General features: G+C 70.2%; 20 protein-coding genes. 17 read left to right on the forward strand and 3 right to left on the reverse strand.

Annotation, left to right across the window (positions count from 1 at the left end):
* Positions 1-734: GTPase (locus NT132_RS00465; protein WP_297783136.1), on the forward strand; the 734-nt coding region annotated here is incomplete at its 5' end.
* Positions 735-743: 9 nt separating this feature from the next.
* Here the strand turns inward: NT132_RS00465 and NT132_RS00470 are convergent.
* Complete coding sequence (locus NT132_RS00470) at positions 744-2,891, reverse strand: prolyl oligopeptidase family serine peptidase (RefSeq protein ID WP_297783139.1); 2,148 nt, start codon at positions 2,889-2,891, stop codon at positions 744-746.
* 67 nt (positions 2,892-2,958) lie between these two features.
* Positions 2,959-3,630: a transcriptional repressor LexA gene (lexA, locus tag NT132_RS00475; RefSeq protein ID WP_297783143.1), complete on the reverse strand. Its 672-nt coding sequence runs from the start codon at positions 3,628-3,630 to the stop codon at positions 2,959-2,961.
* Between the two features lie 257 nt (positions 3,631-3,887).
* On the opposite strand from lexA, the gene NT132_RS00480 reads away from it, so the two are divergent.
* The 6 genes from NT132_RS00480 to NT132_RS00505 are packed head-to-tail and all read left to right on the forward strand — an operon-like array spanning position 3,888 to position 8,199.
* Positions 3,888-4,274: a LysM peptidoglycan-binding domain-containing protein gene (locus NT132_RS00480; RefSeq protein WP_297783146.1), complete on the forward strand. Its 387-nt coding sequence runs from the start codon at positions 3,888-3,890 to the stop codon at positions 4,272-4,274.
* Between the two features lie 28 nt (positions 4,275-4,302).
* Complete coding sequence (locus tag NT132_RS00485; RefSeq protein WP_297783150.1) at positions 4,303-5,388, forward strand: histidinol-phosphate transaminase; 1,086 nt, start codon at positions 4,303-4,305, stop codon at positions 5,386-5,388.
* A complete protein-coding gene (gene hisB / locus NT132_RS00490) occupies positions 5,385-6,002 on the forward strand; it encodes an imidazoleglycerol-phosphate dehydratase HisB (protein ID WP_297783153.1) in 618 nt (205 codons plus the stop codon). Before NT132_RS00485 ends, hisB begins: the two co-directional genes overlap by 4 nt.
* Entirely contained in the window at positions 5,999-6,643 is a 645-nt protein-coding gene (gene hisH / locus NT132_RS00495; RefSeq protein ID WP_297783156.1) for an imidazole glycerol phosphate synthase subunit HisH, read from the forward strand. The genes hisB and hisH overlap by 4 nt, the downstream gene beginning before the upstream one ends.
* Before the next feature lie 49 nt (positions 6,644-6,692).
* Complete coding sequence (priA, locus tag NT132_RS00500) at positions 6,693-7,439, forward strand: bifunctional 1-(5-phosphoribosyl)-5-((5-phosphoribosylamino)methylideneamino)imidazole-4-carboxamide isomerase/phosphoribosylanthranilate isomerase PriA (RefSeq protein WP_297783160.1); 747 nt, start codon at positions 6,693-6,695, stop codon at positions 7,437-7,439.
* Positions 7,423-8,199: an SseB family protein gene (locus NT132_RS00505; RefSeq protein WP_297783163.1), complete on the forward strand. Its 777-nt coding sequence runs from the start codon at positions 7,423-7,425 to the stop codon at positions 8,197-8,199. Before priA ends, NT132_RS00505 begins: the two co-directional genes overlap by 17 nt.
* Positions 8,200-8,439: 240 nt before the next feature.
* Here NT132_RS00505 and NT132_RS00510 read toward each other — a convergent pair whose 3' ends face one another.
* On the reverse strand, positions 8,440-8,850 hold the full coding sequence (locus tag NT132_RS00510; protein ID WP_297783165.1) for a DUF1844 domain-containing protein: 411 nt from the start codon (positions 8,848-8,850) through the stop codon (positions 8,440-8,442).
* Between the two features lie 170 nt (positions 8,851-9,020).
* On the opposite strand from NT132_RS00510, the gene infC reads away from it, so the two are divergent.
* The 10 genes from infC to pheT all read left to right on the forward strand — a co-directional run bounded on the left by infC (position 9,021) and on the right by pheT (position 18,361).
* Complete coding sequence (infC, locus tag NT132_RS00515) at positions 9,021-9,716, forward strand: translation initiation factor IF-3 (RefSeq protein ID WP_297783257.1); 696 nt, start codon at positions 9,021-9,023, stop codon at positions 9,714-9,716.
* A gap of 48 nt (positions 9,717-9,764) precedes the next feature.
* Positions 9,765-9,959, forward strand: a complete 195-nt coding sequence (gene rpmI, locus NT132_RS00520) for a 50S ribosomal protein L35 (RefSeq protein WP_159499525.1) — start codon at positions 9,765-9,767, stop codon at positions 9,957-9,959.
* A 26-nt stretch (positions 9,960-9,985) separates the two neighbouring features.
* Positions 9,986-10,372: a 50S ribosomal protein L20 gene (gene rplT, locus NT132_RS00525; protein ID WP_297783172.1), complete on the forward strand. Its 387-nt coding sequence runs from the start codon at positions 9,986-9,988 to the stop codon at positions 10,370-10,372.
* Positions 10,373-10,459: 87 nt separating this feature from the next.
* Positions 10,460-11,272 carry an RNA methyltransferase gene (locus tag NT132_RS00530; RefSeq protein ID WP_297783175.1) on the forward strand — a complete coding sequence of 271 codons (813 nt, stop codon included), beginning with the start codon at positions 10,460-10,462 and terminating at the stop codon, positions 11,270-11,272.
* Between the two features lie 152 nt (positions 11,273-11,424).
* Entirely contained in the window at positions 11,425-12,153 is a 729-nt protein-coding gene (locus NT132_RS00535; protein ID WP_297783260.1) for an amino acid ABC transporter ATP-binding protein, read from the forward strand.
* A gap of 44 nt (positions 12,154-12,197) precedes the next feature.
* A complete protein-coding gene (locus NT132_RS00540) occupies positions 12,198-13,097 on the forward strand; it encodes a glutamate ABC transporter substrate-binding protein (protein ID WP_297783177.1) in 900 nt (299 codons plus the stop codon).
* A 57-nt stretch (positions 13,098-13,154) separates the two neighbouring features.
* Positions 13,155-13,811 (forward strand): amino acid ABC transporter permease, encoded by a 657-nt coding sequence (locus tag NT132_RS00545; RefSeq protein ID WP_297783180.1) that lies wholly within the window; start codon positions 13,155-13,157, stop codon positions 13,809-13,811.
* Positions 13,808-14,722: an amino acid ABC transporter permease gene (locus NT132_RS00550; RefSeq protein WP_297783183.1), complete on the forward strand. Its 915-nt coding sequence runs from the start codon at positions 13,808-13,810 to the stop codon at positions 14,720-14,722. Before NT132_RS00545 ends, NT132_RS00550 begins: the two co-directional genes overlap by 4 nt.
* Before the next feature lie 88 nt (positions 14,723-14,810).
* Positions 14,811-15,857: a phenylalanine--tRNA ligase subunit alpha gene (gene pheS / locus NT132_RS00555; protein ID WP_297783187.1), complete on the forward strand. Its 1,047-nt coding sequence runs from the start codon at positions 14,811-14,813 to the stop codon at positions 15,855-15,857.
* On the forward strand, positions 15,857-18,361 hold the full coding sequence (gene pheT / locus NT132_RS00560) for a phenylalanine--tRNA ligase subunit beta (protein WP_297783190.1): 2,505 nt from the start codon (positions 15,857-15,859) through the stop codon (positions 18,359-18,361). The genes pheS and pheT overlap by 1 nt, the downstream gene beginning before the upstream one ends.
* Positions 18,362-18,412: the final 51 nt, after the last annotated feature.

Genomic DNA, 18,412 nt, shown 5'->3' on the forward strand with positions numbered 1-18,412 from the left:
AGCTGCGCCGCGAGCTCGCGGGGCTGCGCACCACCCGCGACATCAAGAAGGCCCGACGTCGGCGCAACGAGGTGCCGGCCGTCGTCATCGCCGGCTACACCAACGCCGGAAAGTCGAGCCTGCTCAACCGGCTGACGGGCGCGGGCGTGCTGGTCGAGGACGCGCTGTTCGCGACCCTCGACCCCACCACGCGCAAGACCCAGACGAGCGACGGACGCGTGTTCACCATGTCCGACACCGTCGGGTTCGTGCGGCACCTGCCGCACCAGCTGGTCGAGGCGTTCCGCTCCACGCTCGAGGAGGTCGGCCAGGCCGACGTCATCGTGCACGTCGTGGATGGCTCGCACCCGGATCCGGGCGCGCAGCTGGCGACCGTCCGCGACGTGATCGGTGATGTCGGCGCCAGAGACACCCGCGAGATCGTCGTGTTCAACAAGGCCGATCTGCTCGACGCCGACGCGCGGCTGCTCCTTCGCGGGCTCCAGCCCGATGCGCTGTTCGTGTCTTCCCGCACCGGAGAGGGGATCGACGAACTCCGTGACGCCGTGGAAGCGGCGCTGCCGCTGCCCGCGGTCGAGGTCGACGCGCTCGTCCCCTACGACCGGGGCGACCTCGTCTCGGCCGTCCACGAGCACGGCATGATCCTCACGCAGAGCCACGAGGAGCACGGCACCGCACTGCGCGCGCGCGTCCCCGAGGCGCTCGCCGGGCGGCTGGCGCCGTTCGCCCGCTGACCCGGGCGGTCAGGCGCCGTCGAGCGTCGGCATCAGCACGCACAGGTCGGGATCATCCGCGACCGTCATGAACCCGGCCCCGTGCAGCAGCTCGGTCCAGGCCGCATCCGTCGACCGGGTGTAGAGCGGCCGGTCCGCTTCGCGGGAGACGACGATCGTGAGATCGCGTCCGGAGTGTTCGGTGGGGACGGCGCCCTCGGCGATGCGTAGCTCACGCCCTCGGGGGCCGGCCGTGGCGGTGAACGGGCCCACCGAGAGTTCGAACGGCGGCACATCGGGGGTCGCGAACCCGAACACGCGACCCAGGAACGCGTAGGTGCTCTCCAGGGCGTGGATCACGGTCTCCCGGCGGCGGAAGCCGTGTCCCTCGCCCGGGTAGAGCACATAGCCGTACGGCACGCCACGGGATATCAGCGCGTCCCGGATGGATTCCGCCTGCGCCGGCGGCACCACGGCGTCCTCGTCCCCCTGCAGGATCAGCAGCGGCACCCGGAAGCGCTCCGCGTGCGAGAGCGGCGAGCGTTCCCGGTACACCTCAGCGGATTCCGGCAGCGGTCCGATGAGCCCGTCCAGATAGCGCGCCTCGAAGTCGTGCGTGTCCTCGGCGAGGGCGCGCGCATCTCCCACGCCGTAGCGGGAGATCCCAGCCGCGAACACGTCCGTGCCCACAAGGGCAGCCAGCACCGTCCAGCCGCCGGCGGATCCGCCCTCGATCGCGATGCGCTCCGGGTCGGCACGGCCGATCTCGCACAGTCCGACCGCGGCGGCCGCGACGTCGTCGACGTCGACCACCCCCCACTGCCCTTTCAGTCGCTCACGGTACGCCCGCCCGTATCCGGTCGAACCGCCGTAGTTGACCTCGAGCACGCCGATGCCGCGGCTGGTGAAGTAGGCGACCTTCGCGGACGCCGACGGGGTCGCGTGGCTCGTCGGTCCGCCGTGCACCCACACCGCATAGGGCGGCAGTTCGCCCTCGGGTCCTGCGGCGTCGGGGTGGGTCGGCGGGTAGTCGATCGCGTGCACCGGGCCGTGCGGGCCGGCCACATGCAGCTCCCGCGGGCGCGGCAGCCACTCCTCGCCCCAGGGGGTGTCCGTGCCGGTCACGGGCACGGCAGTCCCCGCATCCAGGTCGATCAGCCACACGGCGGCGTCGCTGATCTCACCCGCGCCGATGACGAGCGCGCGCGAGCCCTGCACCTGTTCGACCGTGATACCCGCCGTGAGGGGGGCGTCCACCGGGGTCGCCGATCCCTCCTCCGGGTCGATGACGACGAGGCGGTCGCCGCCGTCGGTCTGCACCGCCAGGATGCGGCCGTCCTCGAGCACGTCGAACCATCGAGTGCCGAGTACCCACAGCGCGCCGCCGGTGTCGGCCTCGGCTGGGGCGACCGGGACCGGCGCGAGGGAACCGGGGGAGAGGCGGAAGAGGTTCCAGCGGTCCTCGGGATCGTCGCTGAACACGAGGTCCACGCCGTCCCATACCGGCTGCAGCGGGGCGGAACCGTGGTCGATGAGGGTCTCGACCGGGCCGCCGAGGTCGCGGACGTGCAGGCGGCCGTGATCCCACGGCATGTTCGGGTGGTCCCACGCGATCCACGCGAGACGGGTGCCGTCCGGTGACAACGCCGGCTGCGCGACGAAATCGCCGCCGGCGGCGAGCACCCGGATGCGGTCGCGATCGGCGACGGCACTGCCATCGAGCGGGATAGCGACAATCTCCCGATGGGGTGTGCGGGCCTCGCCGTGCGTCTCCCGGACGGCGAGGAGGATGCCCGCCTGGAGTCGGAGGCCGCCGAAGCGTTCGGCCGTCTTCTCCGCGGTCAGCGGACGCGGATCCTCGCCCGGGCGCAGGGACCATACCCGCTGGTCCGCCTTCTCCACGAACAGCAACTCGCCGTCGTCGGTGGCCGTCCAGGCGCCGCCGCCGTACTCGTGCACCAGAGACCGGGCGTTCCACGGGGCGGGCAGCACCGTGGACACGGTGTCGTCGGCCATTCGGCGAAAGACCGCCACCCGGCCCGACTCGGCCGGCACCGACTGCCCCCACCACACCTCGTCGCCGACGAACCGGGCGCCGTCGAGGCGGGGAGCCGCGGCCGTCACCTCAGCCGCAGTGAGGGGGGAAGGCCAGGAACCGTAGGGGAGGGTCTGCGTCACGCCCCCACGCTACGGCGAGACGTCCGCCCCGTCGACATCCGCGGGAGTCGGCGCCGAGAGTGGCAGATCAGACGGCGCGCAGCAGCGCCACGATCTTGCCGAGCACGACGGCCTCGTCGCCGAGGATCGGCTCGAATGCGGAGTTGCGGGGCAGCAGCCAGGTGTGCCCGTCGCGCTGCCGGAAGGTCTTCACGGTCGCTTCGCCGTCGAGCATGGCGGCGACGATGTCCCCGTTCTCGGCGGTCGACTGCGACCGCACGACGACCCAGTCCCCGTCGCAGATCGCGGCGTCGATCATCGACTCACCCGCCACCTTCAGCATGAACAGGTCGCCCTTGCCGACCAGCTGGCGGGGGAGGGGGAACACCTCTTCCACCTGCTGCTCCGCGGTGATCGGCACGCCGGCCGCGATCCGCCCGACAAGGGGGACGAGTGCCGCGTCGCCGATGTTCGGGGCGCTGTCGGCCGGACTCTCGGTCGCGGTGCCGGGAAGATCGATCAGCACCTCCATGGCGCGGGTCTTGCCCGGGTCGCGGCGGAGATACCCGCTCAGCTCCAGCTGGTTCAGCTGATGGGTGACGCTCGAGAGCGACTTGAGACCGACGGCGTCCCCGATCTCACGCATGCTCGGCGGATAGCCGTGCCGGGCGATCGACCGCTGGATGACCTCGAGGATCGCCATCTGCTTGTCGCTCAGGCTCTTGCGGCGTCGGGTCTGCGGCTTCGGCGCTGCGCTCATCTGCGTGACTCCCTCGGTTTCCGTCCGCCCGCGTCTTCGAATGTCGGAGGTCGGTGATTCGGTGTTCTTGTCGAAACGGTATCCGGTTCGGACCCGACTGTGGGGCAAGCGCCTCGCGTGTCGTCTTCGAAACTCCGGGTCGCCGGATCCCCATTGACAGGTTACAGAATCGAAGATAACTTCGGAAGAGAGGTTCGCATCCGGTGCTCCCGGCCGAGCACCTGGATGCGAATCTCTCCCCGGCGGAAGGAGACCTCATGAGCACGATCGAGTACGCACCCATCGAGTACCCATCGATCCGGCACGCCGCGCGCCTCACGGCGCGCACGCGGCTGCGGCTCACGGCCCGCGGTCGCCGGGTGCTGACGGCGCTGGCGGCGACGCCGCTCGTGGTCGCGGTGGCGGCCGGGGTGCTCGCCGGCGGCGCGGCCCTCGCGTCCCGTGAGGCGAGCGCACCGGCGGGGTCCTTCGAGACCGTCACCGTCACGGCAGGGGACTCGCTGTGGTCGATCGCCGAAGACGTCGCCCCCGGGCACGACCCGCGCGACGTGGTCGACGCCATCATGCGACTCAACGCCCTCGACGACGCTGCGGTGCTCGCGGGTGAGCGACTCGCGATCCCCGCGGAGTTCGTCCAGGAGTGAGGCCTCGCCCCGGCTCTACGATGGATGGATGAGCGCGCGACTGGAAGACCTGCCCCTCCGTGATGACCTGCGGGGCATGACGCCGTACGGTGCACCGCAGGCACCGCTGTCCATTGCGCTCAACGTCAACGAGAACACCCACCCGGTCCCGGAGGAGGTCGTCGACGACATCCTTGGCCAGATCGCCCGGTCGCTGCACGAAATCAACCGGTACCCCGACCGTGAGTTCGTCCAGTTGCGCGAGGCCTTCGCGGACTACCTCGGCGAGGGACTGACCGCCGACCAGATGTGGGCTGCCAACGGCTCCAACGAAGTGCTGCAGCACCTGCTGCAGGCCTTCGGCGGACCGGGTCGGACGGCGATGGGCTTCGCCCCCACCTACTCCATGTACCCGCTGCTGACCCGCGCGACCGGGGCGTCATGGATCGCGGGCACCCGGGAACCCGACTTTCGGCTGACCCCCGACTCCGTCTCCGCGCAGATCGCCGACGCGCAGCCGGATGTCGTGTTCCTCTGTGCACCGAACAACCCCACCGGCACGCCGCTCGAGCTCGACGTGGTCGACGCTGCGTATGAAGCGGCTCGGGGCATCGTCATCGTCGACGAGGCCTACCAGGAGTTCGCACCGCACGACGCCCCGTCCGCTGTGACCCTGCTGGAGGGCCGGGAGCGCCTGGTGGTGTCGCGCACCATGAGCAAGGCGTTCGCCTTCGCCGGCGCTCGGGTCGGGTACCTCGCGGCCGACCCCGCCGTCGTGGATGCGCTGCGCCTGGTGCGATTGCCTTACCACCTCAGCGCGCTCACCCAGGCGGCAGCGCTCGCGGCTCTCCGCCACGCCCCGCTCATGCTCGGGATGGTGGACGAGATCGTCGCGCAGCGCGACCGCATCTCGGCGACCCTTGAGGCGCTCGGCTACGTGGCGCACCAGTCGTGGACCAACTTCGTCCTGTTCGGCGACGTCGACGATCCCGCCGCGACCTGGCAGGCGCTCTACGACCGTGGCGTCCTCATTCGCGACGTGGGCATCCCCCACCACCTGCGGGTGACGGCGGGCACCGAGGCAGAGACCACCGCGTTCCTGGAGGCGCTGGCCTCGATAGACTCGGAGGCATGAGCCTCGAGCCCGCCGCACACCGTACGGCCAGCATCCGCCGCGCCACCAGCGAGTCCTCGGTCGAGCTGACGCTCGACCTCGACGGAACCGGCGTGAGCACGATCGCGACCACCGTGCCGTTCTTGGATCACCTGCTGACGGCGTTCGCGAAGCACTCCCTCACCGATCTCACCGTGACCGCCACCGGCGACACGCACATCGACGCGCACCACACCGTGGAGGACGTCGCGATCGTGCTGGGCCAGGCGATCCGGCAGGCGCTCGGCGACAAGTCCGGCATCGCCCGGTACGGCGACGCTCTGGTGCCACTGGACGAAGCGCTCGCGCAGGCCGTGGTCGACATCAGCGGCCGGCCCTATCTCGTGCACTCCGGCGAGCCCGCCGGCTACGAGCACCACCTCATCGGCGGGCACTTCACCGGCTCGCTCGTGCGCCACACGTTCGAGGCGATCGCGTTCAACGCCGGGCTCACCGTGCACGTCACGGTGCTCGGCGGGCGCGACCCGCACCACATCGCCGAGGCCGAGTACAAGGCGTTCGCGCGCGCGTTCCGGCAGGCGAAGGCACTCGACCCGCTTGTGCAGGGCATCCCCAGCACCAAGGGCGCACTGTGACCGAACGCCCCCTCGTCGCTGTCCTCGATTACGGGTCGGGGAACGTCCACTCCGCGGTGAAGGCACTCATCGCCGCGGGCGCAGACGCCCGGCTCACCGCCGACCGCGCCCTCGTCGCGGAAGCCGACGGACTCCTGGTGCCCGGCGTCGGGGCGTATGCCGCCGTCATCGAGGCGCTCCGGGAGAGTCGCGGAGACGAACTCATCGACCGGCGGCTCGCCGGAGGGCGTCCGGTGCTCGGGATCTGCGTCGGGATGCAGGTCCTGTTCGGCCGCGGCGTGGAGCGCGGCATCGACACCGAAGGCCTCGGGCAGTGGCCGGGCGTCGTGACCGAGCTCGATGCGCCCGTGCTGCCGCACATCGGCTGGAACACCGTCTCCCCGGACCCCGATTCGGTCCTCTTCGCCGGCCTCGAGGACGAGCGGTTCTACTTCGTGCACTCCTACGCCGCGCAGGACTGGACGCTCGAGACGCAGCCGCCGTTCCCCACCCCGAGGCTCACCTGGACGACGTACGGGTCGCCGTTCCTGGCTGCCGTGGAGAACGGACCGCTGTCGGCGACGCAGTTCCACCCGGAGAAATCCGGGGCCGCCGGCATCCGCCTTCTCGCCAATTGGATCGGCACCCTCCGCGCGGGCTAGTCTCTTACCTCGTGCGTGCGGCGGATGTCCGCGCGAGGCACGAGGAGCTATGAACGATTTCGCGTCGACCCCGGCATTGACCCTGCTGCCGGCCGTGGATGTCGCCGGCGGCAAGGCCGTCCGTCTCACCCAGGGTGAAGCGGGCAGCGAGACCAGCTATGGCGACCCCGTCGATGCGGCCATGGAGTGGGCCCGTCAGGGTGCCGAGTGGATCCATCTCGTCGACCTGGATGCGGCCTTCGGGCGCGGCAACAACGCCGGCGTGCTGCGCAAGGCCATCAAGGCCGTCCGCGGCGTCCAGGTGGAACTGTCCGGCGGCATCCGCGACGACGAGTCGCTGGAGGCTGCGCTGGAATCCGGTGCCTCCCGCATCAACCTCGGCACCGCGGCGCTGGAGAACCCGGAGTGGGCCGCCGACGTCATCGGACGCTACGGCGACGCGATCGCTGTCGGCCTCGACGTCCGCGGCACGACCCTGGCCGCCCGCGGCTGGACCCGCGACGGCGGCGACCTCTGGACCGTGCTCGACCGGCTCGAGGACGCCGGCTGCAGCCGCTACGTCGTCACCGACGTCACGAAGGATGGCACGCTGCGCGGACCCAACCTGGACCTGCTGCGCGAGATGACCACGCGCACCCCGAAGCCCATCGTCGCCTCCGGCGGCATCGCCAACCTCGACGACATCGCCGCCCTGCGTGAGCTCGTGCCGCTCGGTGTCGAGGGTGCGATCGTGGGCAAGGCCCTGTATGCGGGCGCGTTCACGCTCGCCGAGGCGCTGGATGTCGCCGGAGGCTGAGCACCCGCACCACGCGGATTCGGCGGGTGTTCCCTGGGAGGGGCGCCGGTTCGAATCGAACCCGTACTCGACCGACGACGGCACGGCCGATCCGGCGCTCCTCGCGGCGCTGACGGCGTTCCGCGACGGCACCGGCGACGAGATCGCGGTCGTCGAGGCGTACCGCGAGGCACGCCTGCTCATCCCGCTCATCGCGGAGAAGGGCGACGAGGGCGTCGGCCCCACCGGGCTGACGGTGGACAAGACGCAGGAGCTGTCGATCGTGACGGTCGCCTCGCCCGACGGGCGGCGGGTGCTGCCAGTGTTCACGAGCGTCACGACGCTGCAGGCGTGGGACGCGGTCGCCCGCCCCGTGCCCGCCGCGGGGATCCGCACGGCGCTTGCCGCTGTCGCAGACGACACCGACCTGATCGTTCTCGACCCGGGTTCACCGACGGAGTTCGTGCTGCGCCGCCCAGCGGTGTGGGCCATCGGCAAGGGCGAGCCGTGGGAGCCGTCGCACCGCTCACCCGAGGTGTTCCGCGGGCTGCAGCAGAGCATTGCGATGGAGCTCGCGGTGCTCGACCTCGCCGTCGCCCCGGGCGACCCCGAGGCGCGCGGCCGCGGTCCGGAGCTGATCGTGGAGCTGGAACTCGTTTCGGGACTCGAGCAGGCCGAGCTCGACGCGGTGCTGCAGCGTCTCGCTCGTCGCTGGGCCGAGGACGATCGGGTGGCGACCCTGGTCGACTCGCTGACCGTCAAGCTCCGTCGTTCGCGCTGACCCTGACCCTGGTCGACTCGCTGACCGTCAAGCTCCGTCGTTCGCGCTGACCCGCTGCATCCGTCGCCCGCGTGTCCCGAAAACCGCAGAACATGTCCCATTTTGTGCCGTTATGAGGTGCGTATAACGACAGAAATCGGGACATGCTCGCTGGGGTGGCGGGTCGGCGCTGAACCGGCGCGCTAATCCTGACGGCGCGGCCGACGCGAGCGCTCGGCCGGGATCAGCGCGGGGGAGCGGTCAGTTGACCGGGCCGGTCCACTTCTCGCCCGGGCCCTTGCCGATCGGGTCGGGGATGACGGATGCTTCGCGGAACGCCAGCTGCAGGGAGCGCAGGCCGTCGCGCAGCGAGCGCGCGTGCATGTCGCTGATCTCGGGAGCCGCGGCCGTGATGAGGCCGGCGAGGGAGTTGATGAGCTTGCGGGCCTCATCCAGGTCCATCTGGCTGTCCGGGTCATCGGCGAGGCCCACCTTCACAGCCGCCGCGCTCATGAGGTGAACCGCGGTGGTGGTGATCACCTCGACCGCCGGGACGTCGGCGATGTCGCGCGTAGCCGCGGAGGCGGCGCGTTCGCGCTCCTCCCATTCGGCTTCGCGGTCGACGTCGGTCGGGACGCCTGCGGGCTGGGGCTGGGAGGGAGTCGAGTCCACGGTGCACTTTCTGCTAAACTAGGCGGGCATCGGAGCGTCTGCTCCGTTCGAAAGAGGATTTATCCCACCCGCGCTTGCCGTTCCAGGCTACCGGGTCATTGCACTCCGTCTCTCCCAGAGAGGCAGTCAGGGTGCGAAAGCCGGTCGTCTCGACGTTCGGCGGGTGGAATATGCCTCTTCTGCCCGTGACGCACCCGCGTCGCGGTGGCACCACTCGCACGTCAGAGGAGTTCCGCATCAGCGATCCCCGCACCAATGAGCGCATTCGTGTGCCTGAGGTCCGACTCGTCGGCCCGAACGGCGAACAGGTCGGCGTCGTCCGCATCGAAGTTGCGATGCGGCTCGCTCAGGAGGCCGATCTCGACCTCGTCGAGGTGGCACCCAACTCGAAGCCTCCCGTGGTCAAGATCATGGACTACGGAAAGTTCAAGTACGAGGCCGCTCAGAAGGCCAAGGAAGCTCGCCGTAACCAGGCCAACACCGTCCTCAAAGAGGTCCGGTTCCGGCTGAAGATCGAGGCTCACGACTACACGACCAAGCTCAAGCGCGCCGAGGGCTTCCTCCAGGCGGGGGACAAGGTCAAGGCCATGATCCTCTTCCGCGGTCGGGAGCAGCAGCGCCCCGAGCAGGGCGTCCGGCTTCTGCGCAAGTTCGCAGAGGACGTCGAGGAGTTCGGCACCGTCGAGTCGAACCCCACGATCGACGGCCGCAACATGGTCATGGTGATCGCACCGCACAAGAACAAGTCCGAGGTCAAGACGGAGCAGAACGCTCAGCGCGCGGCCAACAAGGAAGCAGCCCGCTCCGCGCGGACCAGCTCCGAGGACGAGTCCACTGACGAGGCCCCCGCAGCCACGGCCGAATAGGCCCCCCAGACTCCCGCTCCGGCGGGACGCACAACGAAGGAAGAGAACATGCCGAAGCAGAAGACCCACTCGGGTGCCAAGAAGCGGTTCAAGCTGACCGGGAGCGGCAAGCTCATGAAGCAGCAGGCCGGCATGCGGCACAACCTCGAGGGCAAGTCGAGCCGCCGCACCCGCCGCCTCAACCAGGAGCAGGTCCTGGCCCCGGGCGACGCCAAGGTCGCCAAGAAGCTGCTCGGTCTCTGAGCGACGCACGTTAGTTAGGAAGAGAAATGGCTAGAGTCAAGCGGGCAGTAAACGCCCACAAGAAGCGTCGCGTCATCCTCGAGCGCGCCTCCGGTTACCGGGGACAGCGTTCGCGCCTGTACCGCAAGGCGAAGGAGCAGGTCACCCACTCGCTCGTCTACGCGTACCGTGACCGTCGCAAGCGCAAGGGCGACTTCCGCCGCCTGTGGATCCAGCGCATCAACGCCGCGGCCCGGGCGAACGGCATCACCTACAACCGCTTCATCCAGGGCCTGGGCCTTGCGGGCGTGCAGGTGGACCGTCGCATCCTCGCGGAGCTCGCCGTGAAGGAGCCGGCGACGTTCGCCTCGCTCGTGGCGACCGCCAAGGGCGCGCTGCCCACCGATGTGAACGCGGCCAAGGCCTCGGCGTAATCGCATCCTCGTCCGAAGGGGCGTCCACCCGTCAGGGAGGGCGCCCCTTCGTCGTGTCCGGGCTGCCCGTCGCCCTAGACTGAGACCGTGCTTGAGAATCCGCGGTCGCCGCGCGTCCGCGCCGTCGCGAAGCTCGCCAAACGGAGCGCGCGCGACGAGACCGGCCTGTTCCTGCTCGAGGGCCCGCAAGCGGTCGCCGAGGCGATCCGCTACCGGCCAGAGGGCGTGATCGAGCTGTTCGCGACCCCCACCGCGATGGAGCGCCACCCCGCGCTGCGCGACGCCGCCCGGGATGCGGACATCGACATCGAGTTCGCGGTCGAGAGCGTGCTGGACGCGATGAGCGACACCGTCACGCCGCAGGGCATCGTCGCGGTCGCCCGGCAGTTCCCCACCGCGCTGAAGGACGTGCTGGCCGAGGGGCCGCGCCTCATCGCCATCTGTGAGGAAGTGCGCGACCCCGGCAACCTCGGCACGATCATCCGAGCTGCGGATGCGGCGGGCGCCGACGCCGTGCTCCTCACCGGACGCACCGTCGACCCGTTCCACCCCAAGGTCGTCCGGGCCACCACCGGTTCGCTGTTCCACGTGGCCGTGTCGCGGGCGGGGGAGCTCGAGGACGTCATCACCGCCGTGGGGCTCGCTGGGCTCCGCGTCATCGCCGCCGATGTGAAGGGCGAGGACCTCCTCGCCGCGCGTTCGCGGGGGATCCTGGCGGAACCCACCGCCTGGCTCTTCGGCAACGAGGCCCGCGGACTGTCGGATGAGGCGCTCAAGCTCGTCCCCACCGTGCTGCGCCTGCCGATCTACGGCGCGGCGGAATCGCTGAACCTCGCCACCGCCGCGAGTGTCTGCCTGTACGAATCCGCATTCGCGCAGCGCGCCGCCGACCTCTCCTGATCGCGTCGCCGCGGGCGGCGATCGTGAGAAGTAGATGAGAGAGCTGTGGACAACTCCTCATGTAGCGATCGGGTTCCTAGCCTGAGGGCATGACGCCTTCAGATGACGCGGCACCGCAGACTTCGAACATCTCGGTGCGGCGCGGTGACCCGCTGGTCGTCATGACCGGGGTGCAGAAGCACTACGGCGACTTCCAGGCGCTCACCGATATCGACCTGACCGTCAATCGCGGCGAGGTGGTCGTCGTGATCGGCCCGTCCGGATCCGGGAAGTCGACCCTGTGCCGCACCATCAACCGGCTCGAGACGATCACGAGCGGCACCATCACGATCGACGGTCGGGCGCTCCCCAGCGAAGGCAAGGCGCTGGCCGCCCTCCGGGCGGACGTCGGCATGGTGTTCCAGTCGTTCAACCTGTTCGCACACCTCACGATCCTGGAGAACGTGACCCTGGGGCCGATCAAGGTCCGGGGCATGAAGAAGGCGGATGCGGAGCGCGAGGCCCGCATCCTGCTCGAACGCGTGGGCGTTGCGCAACAGGCCGACAAGCTCCCCGCTCAGCTGTCCGGCGGCCAGCAGCAGCGCGTCGCGATCGCCCGTGCGCTCGCGATGAACCCGAAGGTGATGCTCTTCGACGAGCCGACGAGCGCACTCGACCCGGAGATGATCAACGAGGTCCTCGACGTCATGACCTCGCTGGCCGAGAGCGGGATGACCATGATCGTCGTCACCCACGAGATGGGGTTCGCCCGCAAGGCGGCGGACCGCGTCGTTTTCATGGCCGACGGGCTGATCCTCGAAGAGGGCACCCCGGAGGAATTCTTCACCGCAGCCAAGAGTGACCGCGCGAAGGACTTCCTGTCGAAGCTCATCACGCACTGACCCGCGCACCGGATCGTTCCATCCCCCCACGAAGGAGACAGCACATGCGACCCTCACGATTGATTGCCGGAATCGGCCTCGCCGCCGTGGCGATGCTCACCCTCAGCGCCTGCAACAGCGGTTCACCGACGGAGCCGGCGGGAACCGGCGACACCGGGGGCGACGACGCCCTCTGGGAGGTCGCGACCGAGGTCGATCTCACGGACAGCCCCACGTACGACCGCATGGTGGAGCGCGACGGCGTGATCATCGGCGTGAAGAACGACCAGCCCGGCCTGGGGTACCAGGACGCGGTCACCAATGAGCGCAGCGGGTTCGACATCGACATCGCCCGCTGGATCGCCGCCTCCCTCGGTTTCGACGAGGACCAGATCGAGTACGTCACGATCCCCTCGGCGAACCGCGAGCAGGCCATCGTCAACGGCGACATCGACTACTACGTCGGCACCTACTCCATCACCGACGCCCGCAAGCAGCAGATCGACTTCGCCGGTCCGTACTTCATCACCGGGCAGGGCCTGCTGGTCGCCGCCGACGACGACTCCATCAGCGGCCCGGACGACCTCGCCGGCAAGATCGTCTGCTCGGTCACCGGCTCGACGCCGCTGCAGCGCATCCGTGACGAGTACAGCCCGGGCGACACGGTCGAGTACGACACCTACTCGCAGTGCGTCGAGCAGCTGAAGGCCGGATCGGTCGACGCGATCACCACCGACGAGGCGATCCTCGCCGGGTATGTCGCACTCGAGCCGGACGCGCTGAAGATCGCCGGCGAGCCGTTCAGCGAGGAGCGCTACGGCGTCGGCCTCGAGAAGGGCGACACGGCGCTGAAGGACTGGATCAACACGCTGTTCACCGACGGCGGTGACGTGTGGACCGCGCTGTTCGACGAGCACCTCGCCCCGGCCGGCATCGAGGGCGAACAGCCCGCCGTCGACGAATGATCCCCGCGGGGGCGGCGCATGCGCCGCCCCCGCTCCTCCCTCCGGAAAGGACCGCCTGTGGGCGTCATCACCGACAACCTCGACCTCTGGGTCCAAGTGGTGCTCGGCACGCTCCTGCTGTTCGCCGCCGGCGGTGCCCTCGCGCTCGTGCTCGGCACGATCGTCGGGGCGATGCGGGTCTCACCGATTCCGGTGGCGCGTGTGATCGGCACGCTCTACGTCAACACCATCCGCAACACCCCGCTCACCCTCGTGTTCTTCGCCTTCTCCTTCGCGCTGCCGCCACTGCTGGGGCTTCGCCTGACCGAACCGGTCTCGATCACCCTCGCGATCTGCGCCCTCGGCGTGTACACGGCCACCTACGTCGCCGAGACGATCCGCTCCGGGGTGAACACGGTGCCGGTCGGGCAGGCCGAGGCCGCCCGCGCACTCGGTCTCACCTTCGGCCAGGTGATGGGCTCGGTGGTGCTGCCGCAGGCGTTCCGCTCGGTCATCCCGCCGATGATGAGCGTGTTCATCGCGCTGCTGAAGAACACCACGGTCGCCGCGGGCTTCTCCGTCGTGAACCTCGGATCGATCCGCAACTACCTGAGCGAGCGCGGCGAGAACCAGTTCGTCGTGATCCTCTGGGTCATGGTCATCTTCATCGTGCTGGTGCTGCTGCTGTCCTGGCTGCAGCGCAGTCTCGAGAACCGGTGGAGGGTGGCGCGATGAGCGGCAGCGTCCTGTACGACGTCCCCGGCCCCCGTGCGATCGCGCGGAACCGCATCCTCGGTGTCGTCAGCGTCCTCGTGGTCGCGGCGATCATCGGCTTCTTCGTCTGGCGGCTCGCCGCGACGGGGCAGTTCAGCGCCCAGAAGTGGTCGGCCTTCACCTACACCAACGTGTGGCTCAACATCGGTCAGGCAGCCCTCCGCACCCTCGCCGCGTTCGCCGCGGCCGGTGTCGGCGCGCTCCTGCTCGGGTTCGTGCTGGCCCTCGGCCGGCTCTCCGACCACGCCTGGGTGCGCGTTCCCTTCACCGCGGTGATCGAACTGCTGCGCGCGGTGCCGGTCCTCATCTTCATGTTCCTGCTCTACTACGGCTTCCCGGTCATCGGGCTGCGGATGGAACCGTACTGGGCGGTGGTCATCGCCCTCATCGCGTACAACGGCTCCGTGCTGGCCGAGGTCATTCGCGCCGGCGTCGAGTCGCTGCCACGCGGGCAGCGGGAGGCGGGCTACGCCATCGGACTGCGCAAGGCCGGCGTCATGCGTCTCGTCCTGCTGCCGCAGGCCATCCGCGCCATGCTGCCGGTGATCATCGCCCAGCTGGTCGTCACGCTGAAGGACACCGCGCTGGGCTTCATCATCACGTACCCGGAGTTGCTGTTCTACGCCAAGTACCTGGGATCGCAGTCGAGCATCGGGTCGCCCATCGTGCCCGCCACGATCGTCACCGGGGTCATCTACATCGCCCTGTGCCTGGCGCTGTCGGGCGTCGCGATCCTCGCGGAGCGGAAGCTGCGCAGCTCGCCGCGCACCATCCGGGTCGCGGGCGCGGAGCCGCCCTCGCAGGTGGGGACGGACACCGAGCTCATCGCGGCCCAGCGGGGCCTGGGGAAGTACGACGGCACCTCCTGGTGACCGGCCGGGGCCCGGGGGAGGGCGCGAGGGGTACGTACGGCGCTGGTGGGACGGAGCGGACCGCACGCCCCGCGTAGACTCGATTCTCGTGTCCGACGCATCCGAAACCCCGATCACGCCCGAGGCGGTCGCACAGGCGACCGGCGACGCGCTCGCCGCGATCGCGGCCGCATCCGACTCCGCCGCGCTCAGGCTGGCCCGTGCTGCGCACGCCGGTGAGGCCTCGCCGCTCGCTCGCCTGAACGCCCAGCTGCGCGATGTGCCGAACGACCGCAAGGCCGAGTTCGGCAAGCTCGTCGGGCAGGCTCGCGGCCGGGTCGCGACGGCGCTCGCCGCCCGCGAGACCGAGATCGCCGCCGCCGAGACCGCCGCGCGCCTCGACGCCGAGCGGGTCGACATCACCGCGGTGCCCTCCCGCACCCGCGTCGGTGCCCGGCACCCGCTGAGCCTGCTGCAGGAGGAGGTCGGCGACATCTTCGTCGGCATGGGCTGGGAGATCGCGGAAGGACCCGAGCTCGAACACGAGTGGTTCAACTTCGACGCACTGAACTTCGACGAGGATCACCCGGCACGGCAGATGCAGGACACGTTCTTCGTCGCCCCCGAGGAGCGCCACCTCGTCATGCGCACCCACACCAGCCCCGTCCAGGTGCGCTCGATGCTCGAGCGCGACCTGCCGATCTACGTCGTGTGCCCCGGCCGGGTGTACCGCACCGACGAGTTCGACGCCACGCACCTGCCGGTGTTCAGCCAGTTCGAGGGTCTCGTCATCGACAAGGGCATCACGATGGCGCACCTGCGCGGCACGCTCGACCACGTCGCCCGGCAGCTGTTCGGTGCCGAGGCGAAGACCCGCATCCGGGCCAACTACTTCCCCTTCACCGAACCGAGCGCCGAGTTCGACCTGTGGCACCCCACGTTCAAAGGCGGGGCCCGCTGGATCGAATGGGGTGGATGCGGGATGGTGAACCCGAACGTGCTGCGCGCCGCGGGCATCGACCCGGAGGAGTACTCCGGGTTCGCATTCGGGATGGGATTCGAGCGGACCCTCATGTTCCGCTCCGATGTGAAGGACATGCGCGACATGGCCGAAGGCGATGTCCGCTTCAGCGAGCTGTTCGGGATGGTGGTGTGATGCGCGTCCCGTTGTCGTGGTTGCGTGAATTCGTCGAGGTGCCCGAGGGCACGACGCCGGAGGACGTGCTGGCGTCGCTGGTGCGGGTCGGCTTCGAAGAGGAGGACGTGCACCGGTTCGAGCTGGAAGGCCCCATCGTGGTCGGCCAGGTGCAGGAGTTCGTCGAGGAGCCGCAGAGCAACGGCAAGACGATCCGCTGGTGCCAGGTCGACGTGGGCGAGGCGCACGGCGGCGTCCGTGGCATCGTCTGCGGCGCGCACAACTTCTTCCCCGGCGACAAGGTCGTCGTGACCCTGCCAGGATCCGTGCTGCCCGGTCCGTTCCCGATCGCCGCCCGCAAGACCTACGGGCACGTGTCGGACGGCATGATCGCCTCCGCCAAGGAGCTCGGGCTCGGCACGGACCACGCCGGCATCCTGCGTCTCGTGGAGCTCGGCATCGACGCGCCCGTCGGCACCGACGCGATCGCGCTCCTCGGCCTCGACGACGTCGCGGTAGAGATCAACGTCACCCCGGACCGCGGCTACGCGCTGTCACTGCGCGGCGTCGCCCGCGAGTACTCGCACGCCACCGGTGCCGCGTTCCACGACCCCGGACTCCGCCCCGCCGACGAGGTCCGTCCGGGCGAGGGCTTCCCGATCGCGGTGCAGGACGAGGCGCCGATCCGCGGCCGTGTCGGCGTCAGCGAGTTCGTGGTGCGCGTCGTCCGCGGGGTCGACGCGAAGCGCCCCACCCCGGCATGGATGATCACGCGGCTCGCCCTGGCCGGCATCCGGTCGCTGGGGGTGCTCATCGACATCACCAACTACGTCATGCTCGAACTCGGCAACCCGATCCACGGGTACGACCTCGACAAGCTCACCGGCGGCATCACCGTGCGCCGTGCCCACGCGGGGGAGAAGCTCACCACCCTCGATGGTCAGGAGCGGACGCTCCACACCGAGGACCTGCTCATCACCGACGAGTCCGGCCCCATCGGCCTCGCCGGCGTCATGGGCGGCGGCACCACGGAGATGAGCGACACCACGGCGAACGTGCTCGTGGAGGCCGCGATTTTCGATACCGTCTCGATCGCCCGCACGGCCCGCCGGCACAAGCTGCCCTCGGAGGCATCCCGCCGGTTCGAGCGCGGCGTCGACCCGGCGATCCCGTTCGCCGCGGCGCAGCGCGTCGTCGACCTGATGGTGCAGTACGCCGGCGGCACCGCCGACCCGGTCGGGGGTGCTCTGTACACCGACCTCGAGCGTCCCGTCATCGCGCTTCCCGCCGGCTTCGTGTCGGGCCTCATCGGGGTGGACTACACGCCCGCCCAGGTGCGCGGCGCCCTTGAGCTCATCGGCTGTCAGGTCGAGGAGACCGGCACCGGCTGGGAGGTCATCCCACCCACCTGGCGACCCGACCTCACCGACCGGTGGACCCTCGCCGAGGAGGTCGCCCGCATCGACGGGTACGACCGCATCCCCTCCGTGCTCCCGGTGGCCCCGCCCGGCCGCGGGTGGACCCCGGCGCAGCAGGGCCGCCGACGCGTGTCGAACGCGCTCGCCGCCGCGGGATTCGTCGAGACGCCGTCGTTCCCGTTCACCACCGAGGAGCAGAACGACCTGCACGGCTCCGCGGCGGGCACCCACCTGCCGAGTGTCGTCCTCGCCAACCCGCTCGCGGGCCAGGCGCCGGCGCTCCGCCGCTCCCTGGTGCCGGGTCTCCTGCAGGTCGCGCACCGGAACGTGGCGCGCGGACTCACCGATCTGTCGCTGTTCGAGGCCGGTGCCGTCTTCCTCCCGGAGCCGGGCGTCGTCTACGGCACCGCGCAGGTGCCGCCGCTCGCGGTCCGCCCGGACGCTGCCACCCTCAGCCGGCTGGATGCGTCCATCCCGCCGCAGCGCCGCCACCTCGCGTTGCTCCTGGCCGGTGCCATCGCGCCGCGTCAGCCCGGCCGCCCCGCCGAGCCGGCGGGGCTGTCGGAGGCGCTCGACGCCGTCCGGGTGATCGCCACCGCCGCCGGCACCACGATCGACGTCGTGCAGGGGGAGCGCGCCGCGCTCCACCCCGGCCGCACGGGTGTCCTGTCGGTGCGCGGCACCGAGGTCGGATACGTGGGGGAGCTGCTGCCCGCCGTCGCCGAGGGTGCGGACCTGCCCGGGCGGGTGACGGTCGTCGAGATCGACCTCGACCTGCTGCTCGAGCGGGCCGGTGACCGCGTGGTCGCCGCATCCCTCTCCGGCTACCCCGCCGCGACGCAGGACGTGTCGCTCGTCGTTCCGGTCGACGTGCCCGCCGCGGCCGTCCGCGACGTCCTCGTCGCCGGCAGTGGCGAGCTGCTGGAGGCGGTGCGCCTCGTCGACGACTACCGCGGCGACGGGATCGAGCCGGAAACCAAGAGCCTCACGTTCGCGCTGCGTTTCCGCGCTCCCGACCGCACGCTCACCGCGGCCGAGGCGACCCAGGCGAAGCTCGCCGGAGTTGCGGCGGTCGCCGAGCGATTCGGCGCGAAACTGCGCGACTGACGCACCCACGGCGTCTGCGCCGACCGATACAGTCGACCCTTGGGCGGGTAT

It is taken from the genome of Microbacterium sp. (assembly GCF_026393345.1).
Classification (GTDB): Bacteria; Actinomycetota; Actinomycetes; order Actinomycetales; family Microbacteriaceae; genus Microbacterium.